This is a genomic window from Actinosynnema sp. ALI-1.44 (genome assembly GCF_001984155.1).
Lineage (GTDB): Bacteria > Actinomycetota > Actinomycetes > Mycobacteriales > Pseudonocardiaceae > Kibdelosporangium.
On sequence record NZ_MTQO01000034.1, the window covers coordinates 168,939 to 182,178 of the forward strand.

Genomic DNA, 13,240 nt, shown 5'->3' on the forward strand with positions numbered 1-13,240 from the left:
ATCTTGGGTCGACTGCACGGCACCGAAGCTACCGGATGCGGAGTTTGCGCATGAGCTTCAGCCCGGACAACATCCCCTGGACGTACTTCTCGTAGGTCTGGCCGCCCCGGGGGCCCATGACCTGCTTCTTGAGCACGGCCATGTTCTTGGCGTCGGTGTACTTGAGCAGGCCCTGGTCGCCGTGGCGGGCGCCGACGCCCGAGCTCTTGAGGCCACCGGACGGTGTGCCCTTGGACGCGAAGGCGGTGGCGAGGATGTCGTTGATGTTCAGGTTGCCGGACTCGATGCGCGCTGCGACGGTACGCGCCGCGGCGACGTCACCGCCCCAGACCGAGGCGTTGAGGCCGTAGTCGGTGTCGTTGGCCAGCGCCACGGCCTCGTCGACGGTGCTGTACTTGTACAGCGCGACAACCGGTCCGAAGGTTTCGGTGACGCCGCAGTGCATGTCCTTCGTGACGCCTTCGAGGATCGTCGGCTCGAAGAACGCGGGACCCAGGTCGGGGCGGGGCTTGCCACCACACAGCACCGTGGCGCCCTTGGCGACCGCATCGTCCACATGGGATTTGACTCGGCGCATGTGGTCGACGGACACGAGCGAGCCCATGTCGGGGCCGAAGTCGTAGGAGGCGCGGACGTCGAGCGCTTTCGCCTTGGCCACGAAGGTGTCCTTGAACGAGTCGTACCGGGACTCCGGCAGGTAGATCCGTTCGATGTGCATGCAGATCTGCCCGGTGTTGCCGAAAGCGCCGAAGACGGCACCCTGCGCGGCCGCGTCGAGGTCGGCGTCGTCCAGCACGATCATCGGGTTCTTGCCGCCGAGTTCGAGGCAGCAGCCGATCAGGTTGCGGCCGGCCCGTTCGCCGATGATCCGGCCGGTGGCCGTGGACCCGGTGAACATCACGTAGTCGGCGTGGTCGATCAGCGTGGGGCCGACATCCGGGCCCTCGCCGCACACCACCTGGAACAGGCCCGTGGGCAGACCGGCCTCTTCCAGCAACCGCACGCCGTACAGCGGGGAGAGCGCCGTCTTGTTGTCGGGCTTCAGCACGACCGCGTTGCCGGCCATCAGCGCCGGGACGGCGTCGGAGATGCCGGTGGCGAAGGGGAAGTTCCACGGAGCGATGATGCCGACGACACCTTTGGGCTGTCGGATCTCGGTCGAGGTGGTCAGCAACGGGACCGGCCCGCCGCGCGTCGTGGACGCCAGCAGCTTGGTGGCCCGTTTGAGGTAGTGGCTCATCACCATCGCCGGGTCGCACGTCTCTTCGATCGCCATCCGCCGGTTCTTGCCGCTTTCGACCTGGATGAGATCGGCGACGGTGCGCGCGTTGCCGACGAAGAGCGCATGCGCCCGTTTGAACACCGCCAGCCGCTCTTTGAGCGGTGTGGCGGCCCACTTGCGCTGCGCCGCACGTGCCACGGCGAAGGCCTGTTCGACGTCGGCGGGCGTCGACTGGGGCAGATCGACCACGGCATCGCCCGTGTAGACCTCGGTGAGCGTCCAGGTCGCACTGGTCGAGCCCGGCACTCTGGCGACGAGCTGACGCAGTAGCGCGTCGGTCGCCGAAGCGGGGCGCGTGAGTCCGGGCTGCGTGAGGGTCATGGGCCTCGTCCCGTCAGTTGGCCGAGAGGATCAGTTGCGCACCCATTTCGCCGATCATGATGCAGGGCGCGTTGGTGTTGCCGCCGGTGATCGACGGCATGATCGAGGCGTCGCAGACCCGCAGGCCGTCGACGCCGCGAACTTTGAGGTCGGGACTGACGACGGCGAGCTCGTCGACCCCCATCCGGCACGTGCCGACGCCGTGGTAGACCGAGGTCGCCCGGTTCAGGATCGCGTCACGCAACTCCTGGCCTTCGAGGCGCTTACCCGGGTGGATCTCCTCCTTGACCGCGCCCTTGAACGCCTTCGACGCGAAGATCTCGCGCACCATCTCCGAGCCCTCGCCGAGCACCTCCAGGTCGGCGGGGTCGGCCAGGTACTGGTAGTCGATGAGCGGCGTCGCCGCGGGGTCGGCGGAAGCGAGCCGCAACGTGCCGCGGCTCTTGGGGTAGATCAGCGTCGTCAGCACGGTGAGCGCGGTGCGCTTGTCGATGTCGTGCCGGATCGGCGCGTCCTGGTTGGGTGACACGTACGCCCAAGGCAGGAGGTGCAACTGCAGGTCGGGGACCGTGTCGGCCTGGGACGTCCTGAGGAACGCGACCGCTTCGAAGACCGAGTTCGCCAGGAACGTGGTGCCGGGCCGCAGCAGCTCGCGGGCCAGGCCGCGCGCGAAGTACGGCGCGGTTCCCGTGTTCCTGCTCGACGACACGTGGAAGGTCAGCGCGTGGAACATGTGGTCGTGCAGGTTGTCGCCGACCGGCAGGTCCGCGACCACGTCGATGCCGTGCGCCCTGAGGTGCTCTGCGTGGCCGACGCCGGACAGCATGAGCAGTTGCGCGGATCCGACGAACCCGGCCGAGAGGATGACTTCCTTGCCTGCGCGGACGGTGCGTTGGGTGCCGTTGGCGTCGGTGACTTCGACGCCGACCGCGCGCCCGTTCTCGATGACGACCTTCCTCGCCAGTACACCGGACTGCAGTTGCAGCGTCGCGGGCGCGAGATGGTGGATGTAGCCGCGTGAGGCGCTGTAGCGCAGGCCGTCGGCGGCGTTCTGCTGCATCCGGCTGACGCCTTCTTGTGACTCGGCGTTGTAGTCGTCGAGGATCTCGCAGCCGAGCGCGTCGGCGGTCGCCTGGATGAACTGGAGCGTCCCCTCTTCCGGGCTCTTGTTGCGGGTGATCCGGATCGGCCCGCCCGCGCCGCGGAACGCGTTCTCGCCGTCCTCGAAGTCCTCCATCCGCTTGTAGGCGGCGTTCACGCTGTCGGCGTCCCAGCCGGTGTTGCCCTCGGCCGCCCACGAGTCGTAGTTGGAGCGGTTGCCGCGCACGTAGACCATGCCGTTGATGGAGCTGGAACCGCCGACCACCTTGCCACGCGGCACCGGCATCCTGCGGTCGAGCAGGTGTTTCTGCGGCACCGAGTAGTAGCCCCAGTCGAAAAGCTTCTTCAGCTGGGGCACCGCGTGCATCGGACCGACCAGCCCCGGTTTGCGGATCAGCAGCTTCTCGTCGGTCTTGCCCGCGTCGAGCACGATCACGCTCGCGCCCGACTGCGCCAGCCTGCCCGCGATCGCGGCCCCCGAGCTGCCCGACCCTACGACCACGTAGTCGGCCTGGTCGCTCCGCGCCGCCCTTTTCGCCACTGTCCGCTCCTCGGTCCGGCCCGCCGCCCGAAACTGCAACCTGTTCTACTTCGGTGCCACGGTATAGCGTTCCCACCCGGTTTCGCAACGGTGGTGCCTGGTCGAGGCAGCGGGGCCTACGGCAAGAACGAGTTACAACCCGCAGGAGGAGCGGGTCGCGGCCAGCGAGTGCGGGCGCGGAGTGGGGTGACCGGCTGAGCATCGGTCAGCCGCCGCTGGCGGCGAGGGTACCCTTCAGCGCGCTGGTGGCGGTCGTGAGCGCCTCGGTCGCGGTGGTCCAGTCGACGGTTTCGTCCCAGGAGCCCATCACCGCGATGGCGAAGGCCCGGGACGCGGTTCGGACCAGGCCTGTCGTGTTGAGCACCCGTCGGCCGTCGGACCGGCCCCAGCCCTGCTTCACCGCCCAGTTCGCGCCGGGGAACGCGCGTGGGATCCCGAAGTGCTGGCCGAAACCGTCGGCGGCGGTGGCCGGGGCGCCGTGCATCGCCTCGGTGAGGAAGGCGCGTTCCTCCTCGGGCAGGCTTGCGGTGATGTGCCGGTAGACCGAGATGACGTCGGTGGGCGACATCCGGGTGGAGCCCCACTGGCCGGCGTCGGTGGGAGGCGAGGTGTGCTCGAGACCCAGCTTCTTGGCCTGCCTGCGGACGATCGCAGGCCCGCCGTGCTGCTGCCACAGTCGGCTGGCGACACGGTCGTCGCTGACCATGAGCATGTCACGGACGGCATCCGCTTCGCTGCCAGAGGGCAACCCGGACCTGTCGATCAGGTCGAGCGCGATGAGCAGCTTCACCACGGAGGCGGTGGGCTGCGCCTGATCGGCCTTCCAGCTCAGTTCCACCGCGCACGTGCCGAGATCGACGACCTCGATCCCGAGCTGAGGGTCTTTCCCGTTGCTCAGTAACGCTTTCCGGGCGTCGGCGATGACGCTCGTGTGCCTGCCCGCAGCCTTGGCCGGAGCCGAGCCGCACGCGGTGTGCCAGTCGTCGCTTCCGGAGTCGCTGTTCACGGCGATCGCGGTGGCCAGACCTCCCGCCACGACGAGCACGGCGATCCCGACGAGCACCTTGACCTGTCCGACCTGCTTGAGCACGGCCCACCTCCGGCTGGAAACGCGAACACCCGAAAGCTATGCAGATCGGGAATCGCGGGCCTCGTCCGAAGAGCCGGTCCATTCGGGCCAACCGGTGGACAACCCAGCCGCGACCTGGCGCGCGGATCGGCCGAATGGCCGATGTGCCCGTGCCGGGTCTGATGTTCGGGAACGCCTCTTGACCAGCGAAGTCGACGACCTCGTCACCGCCGCCGAGGTGGTGTCAGCCAGCGATCTGTTCGTTCACCGGCAGCTCAAGGCGAGTCCTTGCCAGACGGTCAGTCCGCGTCGTCGACGGGCTCCATGTGGCGGATCGTGTCGCCGCCTTTGTGGTCGTGCGCACGGGAGTACTTGGTGTCCAACACTTTTTCCAGCTTCTGCGCGGCCCCGGTGTACGCGTCGTCCACCGAGCCCGCGTGGTGGGTGACGGCGACGGGCTGGGCACCGGCGGGCCTGGCTTCGATCACGCAGCGCTTGTCGTCGATTCGCCCCGCGGCGTCCACAGTGAGATGCACCTCCACGCGGGTCAACCACCGGTCGAACCGCGACAGGCTGGCGGCCAGTTCGGTTGTCACGTAGGTGGCCAGCTTCTCGCCACCGTCGATGTTGTGGTCGGTGTTGACCTGGATCTGCACGTGCACCCTCCTGATGAACTACGACATGCGGATCACGTCACACTAAGGGACCGTGGGCCACCTTGCAGATTGGCGAGGACGGCGTCGGCGAGGGCATGTGGTCGCCACGTCGGCGGAACGCGCCGGGGCTCAGCGACGTCTCACGTCGGAAGAAGCGGCAGAAGTACGCGGGGTCGGCGAAGCCGGTTCGCCGCGCGACCTGCCGGACGGACAGGCTGGTACGGGCGAGCAACCGTTTGGCCTCGATCACCCGTGCCTCGCGGATGACCTCCGCCGGACTCCGGCCGGTCGCGGCGCGGACCGCCGCCGCCAGGTGCTGCGGGGTCACACCGATCCGCCGGGCGTAGTCCCGGACAGTCCACAGTGCCAGGTCGGCGCGATTCGTCAGCGCAGCGAACTCGTTCGCCACGTCCTTGCTCCGAGCGGGAGCGCTTGACCGCGTGGTCCCGGCTGTGCGGGCGAGCCGCACGATCAACACGTGCAGCAGTGCTCGCAGCGTTGTCTCGCAACCGGATCGGAACTCGTACTCCAGTTCGTCGATGATTCCGGCGAGCATCGCGTGATCCTCGCCGCGCGGGGTGAGCCATGGCCGGTTTCCCATGTCGCGCAGCAGGTCGCGGTCATCGCGGTGGTCGATCAGGAAGTCCTCGGTGAACAGGACGAGTGTTCCTTCGAGGCCCGTCACGTCGTCCCAGTGGTGCAGTTGGCCGGAGCGCACGACTGCCAGGTTCGGCGGGTCCAGACCGTAGGCGGTCATGTCCACCACGTGTGCCCCTGTGCCGCCGGTGATGTGGATGATCTCGTGGTACGTGTGCCGGTGGGCGAAGGAGGCACGGGCGTCGGGCCCGAAGAAGTCGAATCCGCCGATCACGAACGGTGCCGCGGCCGGGCCGGGAACCACGAGCGGGTGCATCGGTGGCTCGCCGCGGCGCGTCACTGGATCGGGGGTTCCCGGCAGCACGGTGGTTCGGCGCATGCGGACCACCGTGGCACAGCGCCGCCGCAGGCAAAAGATCCCGGACGTCAGGGGGTGGCGGGGACGACGGCCTGGTAGATGCCGTCGACCGCTCGCAGGACGCGGTCGACCGCCTCGTCCTCGTCGGGGCGGCCCGCGTCGAGCCACGCCATGATCGCCTCGATCACCGTGGTGGTGGCGAGGTTCGCCGCCCAGGCGGCCCATTGCTCGCTGACGGCGACCTTTTCCATGTGGGGCAGCAACGCGGCGACCATGGCTTCGCGGACACCGTCGACGTCGTCGCGGAAGTCGGCTTCCCGTGCCGCGTGGTGGAACAGCAGCCGGAAGGCGTCCGGGTCGTCCGATGCCCACCGCAGCATGCCTGCCACGCTGTGGTCGCCCAGTTCGCCACCGCTGGTCGCCGCCGCGTGCAGCCGCAGCGCCGCGCGATCGAGAACCGCTCGGTAGAGATCGGTCTTCGAGTCGAAGTGGCGGTACAGGATCATCCGCGTCACGCCGGACTCGGCCGCGACGTCGTCGAGGTTGGTCGGGGTGAAGCCACCTGCCTTGGCGAAGGCGCGAGTGGCCGCGTCGAGGATCTGCTCCCGGCGTTCCTGGCGGCGCAGCCGACGCGGGCGCGCCTCGGTGCCTTCCGGGTTCGAAGACATGGACAGCGGCTCCCACCGATCGACTGCCCCAGGAGTGTACTCATGTGCAAGTATACGGTGATGAGTATATTCAGACGTATACTTAATGAGGGAGGGGAGCTGGATGACCACATCAACCGAGTTCGCGATCCGCACCAGAGGCCTGGTCAAGGTGTACGGCGACACCCGCGCGCTGGACGGGTTCGATCTCGCTGTGCGGCCAGGCACCGTCTGCGGGCTGCTGGGACCCAACGGCGCGGGCAAATCCACCGCGGTGCGGATCCTGTGCTCGTTACTGCGGCCAACGGCGGGCCACGCGGAGGTCGCGGGGTTCGACGTGGTGCGCCGCCCGTGGGAAGTCCGCTACCGCATCGGGCTGACCGGGCAGAACGCGGCGGTCGACGACGTGCTCACCGGCCGGGGCAACCTCGAGATGTTCGGCAAGCTCTACCACCTCAGCGCCAAGCAGGCCCGGCGCCGGGCCGACGAACTGCTGGAGCAGTTCGGCCTCGCGGACGCGGCGAACAAGCAGCCGAAGAAGTACTCGGGTGGCATGCGCAGGCGGCTGGACCTGGCGATCAGCTTCATCATGGCGCCACCGGTGCTGTTCTTGGACGAACCGACCACAGGCATGGATCCCCGGCACCGCATGGAAGTGTGGCGCGCAGTCCGGCAGCTCGTCAGTCAGGGCACCACGGTCCTGCTCACCACGCACTACCTCGACGAGGCGGACCAGTTGGCGGACAGCATCTCCGTGGTCGACCACGGCACGGTGATCGCGGCGGGGACTCCGGTCGAGCTGAAGTCCGAGATCGGCAGCGACCAGCTCGACGTCGTGCTGGCGAACCCCGGGGACATCGCCAGGGCGACGGCGGTCCTGACCGCGATCACCGGGGCGGCGGCGTCGGCGCACGAGGACGTCCCACGGGTCAGCGTGCCCGCGGCCGACCGGGTGGGGACGTTGACCGAGGTGATCCGGATCTTCGATGCCGAGGAGATCGTGGTGAGCGACATCGGTATCCGGAAGTCCACTTTGGATGAGGTGTTCGTCCGGCTGACCGGCCGCCCGGCGGAGTCCGCTGAGCCACTGGAGGAACTGGCATGACGACCGTTCCGGTCCCGCGCGGCCCCGCCGCGCGGTTGAAGTGGGCGATCCACGACGGACTGACTGTCTCCCGGCGGGATCTGACGCACTGGATCCGTTCGCCGGAGGAGGTCTTCGGGGGCCTGCTGTTCCCTGTCCTGTCGGTGCTGCTGTTCGGCTACGTCTTCGGCAGCGCGGTGGTGGTGCCCGGTGGCGGGGACTACCGGGAGTTCCTGCTTCCCGGGTTGTTCGGGATGACGATGGTCTTCGGGCTCGTGATCACCGCGAGCGCGGTCGTCACGGACACCTCCCGCGGTGTCACCGACCGGTTCCGGTCGATGCCCATGGCCGGTTCGGCCGTGGTCGCCGGGCGGAGCGTCGCCGACATGGTGCGCGCGGCACTCGACCTCGCCGCGCTGATCCTGTGCGGGCTCGCGGTCGGCTGGAGTCCGAACGGGAGCTTCGGGGCGACACTCGCCGCGATCGGGCTGTTGTTGCTGTTGCGGTTCGCGCTGATCTGGGTCGGGATCTACATCGGGCTGCTGCTGCGGACGCCGGAGAGCGCGACCGCGCTGTTCCCGTTGGTCCTGCCGTTCGCGATGATCGCGAACACGTTCGTCGCGCCCGGTTTGATGCCGACTTGGCTGGGTCACGCTGCCGAGTGGAATCCGATGTCGGCGACGGTGGCGGCCACGAGGGACCTGTTCGGCAACCCGGGGGTCGGTGGTTCGACGTGGGCGGCCGACAATCCACTGGTGATGGCCATCCTGTGGCCGACCGTGCTGATCCTGGTCTTCTTCCCGCTCGCGGTCAGGCGGTTCCAGACCATGAGCCGCTGAGGCGCGGGGATCACTCCGTTCTGTACCACGTTTGTCGCGGCCCTGTGCGGCGCGTCGAGATGCACGTGACGCACCAGAAAACGGTCAGTCGTCACTGAGTCTGGCCACCTGGGTGGCCAGGTGGGTGGCGAGCCGTTCGTCCGGCCGGGACAGGTCGACGTCCAGCAGTGCCTTGATCCGCTCGAGCCGGTGCAGCACGGTGTTGCGGTGCACACCCAGCACGATCGCGGTCGTGGTTGCCGAGGACTCATGGTCGAGGTAGCAGCCGAGGGTTCGTACCAGTTCTCCGCTGGGGTCCGCCGTGGTCAACGGTTCGAGCAGTCCGGTCGCTGCCTCGCGGAGCGGTCTTGAGCCGTACCACCCGGCCAGCAGGCGTTTCACGCTCATGGCGTCGATGTGCTCCACCGCACCGGCGACGTCTTGGGTACGGGCGAGCACGCATGCCTGCTGTGCTTCGTGCAGCGAGGTCTTCAGGCCGACGGTGCCGATGTAGGGCTGTCCGATTCCCGCGCACAGGCGACGTTCGCCGCGTTCCTCTGCCAGAAGCGCCCGGCGGATGGTGCGGGTGAGGGCAGGGCCGTCGGCCGGGTCGGGTTCCGTGTCGGACGTGTGCCAGAATGCCCATCCTTCTGGTCGTTCGACCAGGTTCGCGTGGATTCCGTGGTGCGCGAGCGCCTGTTCGATCCGCTGCGGCAGGTCGTGGGGATGGGCGCGGCCCGTGGGTTGGATGGATGCGATGTGCACCGCTGTGTGCCAGCCGGACAGACGCCAGCCCGCCGCGGTCGCGCGCTCGACTGTGCGGCGTGGGGGCGCGTCGGCGTGTTCGAGGATCTCGGTGAGCAGCAGTGCGCGCTGACTGCTTGCTCGTTCCGCGGTGAGTGCTTCCGTTGCCAGGTAGGCGGTGAACGCCCACGCTGCTATTCCCAACGCGTTCCGTGTCGAGTCGGTCAGCGGCGATCCGGCAGGCAGCCGGGCCACCAGCCAGAGGTTGGCCGGCCCGTCCGGGGTGAGGACCAACGGCTGCAACAGCAGGCGTTGCCGTTCCGTGGTGTCGAGGTGGAACGGCGTTGGCCTGTGCCGCAGTTGTTCCAGCGACGTGAGCGCTTCGCCGGTCGCCGCGTCGCCGCCGACCACGCGGCCTTCGCCGTCGACCAGCGCCACCGGGCATTTCAGTGTCGCGGCGAGGACACGGACCAGGTCGTCCGGATGCCCGCGGGCGGTGCGCAGGCGGTTCGCCACCTCGTTGAGCTGCCTCGCGCCGGCCACTTCCGGGCGTTGGACGTGGGGGTCCAACGCAGCGATGACCGCCGCGGTGTCGACCCGGTCCAGCAGGATGACCGGTACGCCTAGCTTGTCCGAGAGGCGTTGGGTGGCCGGCGGGACCGGTGTCGGCGGGCGTTGCAGCACCACCCCCGCGATCCCGGCGCGGTGCCCGAACCGGATCGCCAGGTCGGTTCCCGGATCGGCGGCGTCGAGGCGGCCAGGTTCGAAGACCACCAGGGTGCCGCGGCCGAGATCGCCGACCTCGCGGGCCGACGTGCCGGGCAGCACCGCCCGCAGCGGGGTGTCCAGGCCCGCCGCGCCGCCGAGCAGTTCGTGGCCGGGCAGCAGGCCCAGGGCAAGCAACTGCCCGAGACTGATCCACATTCGTCCATTCTGCCCGGTTCAGCGCGGGTTCAGTGCTTGTGCGGGATGTGCCCGGACACCGTCCCAGTGCACCAGGCACCCTCGCTGGAACAGACCACCGGCGCGGGAGCGGTAGTCGGTGGCGGCATTGACTCGCCTCCGATGTGGTGTGAGCGAACCAGCGGCGGGAGGCCGGGGTCATTGGGCGAAACGCCCTGTGACGCCACACCTGTTTGGCGGTTCGCACATTGTCCACGTCACACCGGTCAGCGGGCTGAGGCGACTGTCGCCATGGCAGGGTCTCCGCCGCGCCGCGCACGCCGACTTCACCGACCACGCCACCACGTCACAACCGCCGCGGGCGGCGATCGCGGGCGGCCCCCGGTGGGTCGCTGAACAGTGGATTTTATGTTTTCCCAAACTTTTTTCACAGGTGGCCGGGCATCGTGGTCAGGGGAGCGGCGAACCGCCGTACGGCCTTCCCGCCGCCATTGTCGATCGGCTGTACGGATCATGTCCGTGGGATGAATCAATGACAGGGCGGACGTTTAACTGACGATCCGGTGCGGTTGAACGCCGTCGGATGGCGCCGGAAATCCGGCTGCCGAATGCGGCTCGGCCACCGGTGCCCGCAGGCGGCTGAGCAGGCGGAGCCGACGGTCTGTGACGTGCCGGTTGCGCTGGGAATTCGGTGTACACCGTGTTTGACGTGGGCATCCGACTACGCGAAGGTAACCCTCACCGGGGACGGTTGATCGTCTGTGCAAGGGGGTGTGCGATGACGGCTCGTCAAGCCTGGACGTAGGCGGTAGGCCGGGCGCGGGAGTCGGACTGGGCTCAATGGGGTAGCCCAGCGGTGTGACCGGGCGGGGTGGGTCCGGTTGGACCTTTGCGGATTGCTGTCGACAGGTAGTTTCGTGCGTTATGCCGGCGTGTCGCAGGCATGCACAAGAAAGTAGCTCCGCATCTGGGTGGCGAAAAAACTGCGGGGCGATAAAAACTGGGGGATTACAATGACGGGTGGCTTATACTCCGACGCGATATCGACTGAGGTGAGCGAGTATGGGCTTGGAATCGCAGCTGTTCCGATTATGGAGGTGTTGGTAGGGGAATCACCACGTCTGGAAGGCGAGGACAAGGACCACGTGCTGCGGCTGGCGGCGCTGGAGGGTCCGCTCCCGCCGATCCTGGTCGACCGGACCACCATGCGCGTGATCGACGGGATCCACCGCCTGATGGCCGCGTCGCTCAAGGGGCAGCGCCTGATCGACGTCGAGTTCTTCGACGGCAGCAGTGAGGACGCGTTCCTCAAGGCGGTCGAGTCCAACGTCGAGCACGGCCTCCCGCTCACCCACGCCGACCGCGCCGCGGCGGCGGGGCGGATCCTCAAGTCGCATCCGGCGATGTCGGACCGGGCGATCGCGAAGTCCACCGGCCTCAGTGCCCGTGCGGTCGCTCAACTGCGGCTTTCGTCCCATTCGGTGCCGAAGTCGACTGTCCGGATCGGCCGGGACGGCAAGGTCCGCCCGCTCAACGGTGCGAAGGGACGGCTGCGTGCGGCGGAACTGATGAAGGAGAACCCGGAGGCCTCCGTGCGTCAGGTGGCCCGGATGGCGGGGGTCTCGCCCGCGACGGCGCTCGATGTGCGGCGGCGGCTCGAGCGCGGTGAGGATCCTGTTCGCAACCAAGGGAGCGCGGTCGCCGCGCCGGAGGAGGAAACGCCAAGCGGGTCCCGATCGACCGACGGATCTTCGGTGATCAGGTTACCGGCACTCGCCACACTCGAGAAGCTCATGCGTGATCCTTCGCTGCGGCAAAGCGAACTGGGGCGGCGCTTGCTGAGGTTGTTCAAGGAGAACGAGTTGGGCGCGAAGGATATGGAGGACATTGTCGCGTCGGTGCCACCGCACTGTATCGAGTTGATCGTCGGACTGTCCCGTCGCAACTCTCAGATCTGGACCGAGTTCGCCCAGTTGCTCGACCGGCGGGCCCGGGCCGTGAATCCCGAATAGGTTCTTCTGTCTCGTGTGTCCGAAAACGCCGCGCCACGTCGGGCGGTTTTCACTGGGGTAGAACATTTCTGGGGCATTGTTCTTGATGTGCGAAACGGTTGGGGGCCGTTCGCGGAGTGCATGTGACGGCGGCGTTCAACTGCGGGGGGATCGCAGTTGAACGCCGCTTCGCCGTTCGAGGGTGATTCGGTGATTCGAGGGTCCGGCCGAACACTTCCACCGCTGCTCGAAAAGTGCGTCGAGCCGGTGTTCAGCGACTCTTGAGTGCGTGTCGACGCCGCTGTTAGGGTCGCAATTAAGTCGGCGGATCCTGAGGAACCCCTTTCGTATCCATTCAAGGAGTAGTCAAGCCATGACGTACAGATTCTCGCTTGTCCTGAACCGGGAAGTGACCGACCAGGAAACTGTCACGCTCAAGGAGACGAGCCAGGCGAACATGTCCTTCGTCGGCGACACCCTGCCGACGAACGCGGAAATCGCGGTGACCCGAATCGACTTCGAGAACGATGTCGCGCCGACGCTCGCCGAGGCGATCGAGGCTGGTTTCACGGCCATCAAGGCGATCCCGGACCTGTCCATTCCCGGCCTGAGCGTCCCGGCGCAGCCCGCCACGGCCGACGACAGCGAGGAGGGGCAGACCAAGGACAAGGCCGAAGTCGCGTCGTGACCCCATGGGCGCACGCGAGAGGGCGACCTGCCTTCCGCTGACATGCGGACCAGGGCCGGGTGCGTCCCCCGGCATCCGGCCCTACCTGTGCCGCGGCGAACCGGCGCGAAAACGCACCGGAACCCCGATTCGGGGTTTCGAGCAAGTGATGGAACCGCAAGTCCAGATGGTGAGGATGAACATGGACGACAAACTCGCTCCGAACGTGTTCCTCAGCGGAGGCTCTGCCCAGACGATCGCCGACGCGGACCGGCTGCGTTATGTGCCGGATCTCGACGTGCCGAAGGTCAGCCTCCTGTTCGGCAATCGTTACGAGCACTTCGAGGCCAGTTCCGAGACCACGCTCGTCGATGGTCGTGAAGTCAAAGTCTTTGTGTGGAGTCTCCGCACCTACGTTGCCGAGTGATACCAAAAACGACGTCGTGGTCGTGCTGGTTTCG

General features: G+C 67.7%; 12 protein-coding genes. 5 read left to right on the forward strand and 7 right to left on the reverse strand.

Features of this window, described 5'->3' with window-relative positions:
* Positions 1-28: 28 nt before the first annotated feature.
* The 6 genes from ALI144C_RS08335 to ALI144C_RS08360 all read right to left on the reverse strand — a co-directional run bounded on the left by ALI144C_RS08335 (position 29) and on the right by ALI144C_RS08360 (position 6,593).
* Positions 29-1,603 carry a succinic semialdehyde dehydrogenase gene (locus ALI144C_RS08335; RefSeq protein ID WP_076986425.1) on the reverse strand — a complete coding sequence of 525 codons (1,575 nt, stop codon included), beginning with the start codon at positions 1,601-1,603 and terminating at the stop codon, positions 29-31.
* Between the two features lie 13 nt (positions 1,604-1,616).
* The gene (locus ALI144C_RS08340) at positions 1,617-3,245 is read right to left on the reverse strand and encodes a GMC family oxidoreductase (protein ID WP_076986426.1); all 1,629 of its coding nucleotides are present in this window, start codon (positions 3,243-3,245) and stop codon (positions 1,617-1,619) included.
* A 205-nt stretch (positions 3,246-3,450) separates the two neighbouring features.
* Positions 3,451-4,335: a serine hydrolase gene (locus tag ALI144C_RS08345; RefSeq protein ID WP_076986427.1), complete on the reverse strand. Its 885-nt coding sequence runs from the start codon at positions 4,333-4,335 to the stop codon at positions 3,451-3,453.
* 278 nt (positions 4,336-4,613) lie between these two features.
* Entirely contained in the window at positions 4,614-4,970 is a 357-nt protein-coding gene (locus tag ALI144C_RS08350; protein WP_076986458.1) for an HPF/RaiA family ribosome-associated protein, read from the reverse strand.
* A gap of 37 nt (positions 4,971-5,007) precedes the next feature.
* A complete protein-coding gene (locus tag ALI144C_RS08355; RefSeq protein ID WP_076986428.1) occupies positions 5,008-5,946 on the reverse strand; it encodes a helix-turn-helix domain-containing protein in 939 nt (312 codons plus the stop codon).
* Between the two features lie 47 nt (positions 5,947-5,993).
* The gene (locus tag ALI144C_RS08360; RefSeq protein ID WP_076986429.1) at positions 5,994-6,593 is read right to left on the reverse strand and encodes a TetR/AcrR family transcriptional regulator; all 600 of its coding nucleotides are present in this window, start codon (positions 6,591-6,593) and stop codon (positions 5,994-5,996) included.
* Between the two features lie 103 nt (positions 6,594-6,696).
* Here ALI144C_RS08360 and ALI144C_RS08365 point away from each other — a divergent pair, with 103 nt between their 5' ends.
* Positions 6,697-7,677, forward strand: coding sequence for an ATP-binding cassette domain-containing protein (locus ALI144C_RS08365; protein WP_076986430.1), 981 nt, complete (start codon positions 6,697-6,699; stop codon positions 7,675-7,677).
* Positions 7,674-8,495, forward strand: coding sequence for an ABC transporter permease (locus tag ALI144C_RS08370; RefSeq protein ID WP_076986431.1), 822 nt, complete (start codon positions 7,674-7,676; stop codon positions 8,493-8,495). The genes ALI144C_RS08365 and ALI144C_RS08370 overlap by 4 nt, the downstream gene beginning before the upstream one ends.
* A gap of 84 nt (positions 8,496-8,579) precedes the next feature.
* Here ALI144C_RS08370 and ALI144C_RS08375 read toward each other — a convergent pair whose 3' ends face one another.
* On the reverse strand, positions 8,580-10,142 hold the full coding sequence (locus tag ALI144C_RS08375) for a PucR family transcriptional regulator (RefSeq protein ID WP_076986432.1): 1,563 nt from the start codon (positions 10,140-10,142) through the stop codon (positions 8,580-8,582).
* 950 nt (positions 10,143-11,092) lie between these two features.
* On the opposite strand from ALI144C_RS08375, the gene ALI144C_RS08380 reads away from it, so the two are divergent.
* The 3 genes from ALI144C_RS08380 to ALI144C_RS08390 all read left to right on the forward strand — a co-directional run bounded on the left by ALI144C_RS08380 (position 11,093) and on the right by ALI144C_RS08390 (position 13,206).
* Positions 11,093-12,133 carry a transcriptional regulator gene (locus tag ALI144C_RS08380; RefSeq protein ID WP_237774043.1) on the forward strand — a complete coding sequence of 347 codons (1,041 nt, stop codon included), beginning with the start codon at positions 11,093-11,095 and terminating at the stop codon, positions 12,131-12,133.
* Positions 12,134-12,485: 352 nt separating this feature from the next.
* Complete coding sequence (locus tag ALI144C_RS08385) at positions 12,486-12,800, forward strand: hypothetical protein (RefSeq protein WP_076986434.1); 315 nt, start codon at positions 12,486-12,488, stop codon at positions 12,798-12,800.
* Positions 12,801-12,981: 181 nt separating this feature from the next.
* Positions 12,982-13,206 (forward strand): DUF5988 family protein, encoded by a 225-nt coding sequence (locus ALI144C_RS08390; protein WP_083752851.1) that lies wholly within the window; start codon positions 12,982-12,984, stop codon positions 13,204-13,206.
* The last annotated feature ends 34 nt before the right edge of the window (positions 13,207-13,240 follow it).

Excerpts from the sequence above, each read along its gene's own strand:
- ALI144C_RS08335 (WP_076986425.1), bottom strand. The coding sequence starts at position 1,603 with ATGACCCTCACGCAGCCCGGACTCACGCGCCCCGCTTCGGCGACCGAC.
- ALI144C_RS08355 (WP_076986428.1), bottom strand. The coding sequence starts at position 5,946 with ATGCGCCGAACCACCGTGCTGCCGGGAACCCCCGATCCAGTGACGCGC.
- ALI144C_RS08360 (WP_076986429.1), bottom strand. The coding sequence starts at position 6,593 with ATGTCTTCGAACCCGGAAGGCACCGAGGCGCGCCCGCGTCGGCTGCGC.
- ALI144C_RS08365 (WP_076986430.1), top strand. The coding sequence starts at position 6,697 with ATGACCACATCAACCGAGTTCGCGATCCGCACCAGAGGCCTGGTCAAG.
- ALI144C_RS08370 (WP_076986431.1), top strand. The coding sequence starts at position 7,674 with ATGACGACCGTTCCGGTCCCGCGCGGCCCCGCCGCGCGGTTGAAGTGG.
- ALI144C_RS08375 (WP_076986432.1), bottom strand. The coding sequence starts at position 10,142 with ATGTGGATCAGTCTCGGGCAGTTGCTTGCCCTGGGCCTGCTGCCCGGC.
- ALI144C_RS08385 (WP_076986434.1), top strand. The coding sequence starts at position 12,486 with ATGACGTACAGATTCTCGCTTGTCCTGAACCGGGAAGTGACCGACCAG.
- ALI144C_RS08390 (WP_083752851.1), top strand. The coding sequence starts at position 12,982 with ATGGACGACAAACTCGCTCCGAACGTGTTCCTCAGCGGAGGCTCTGCC.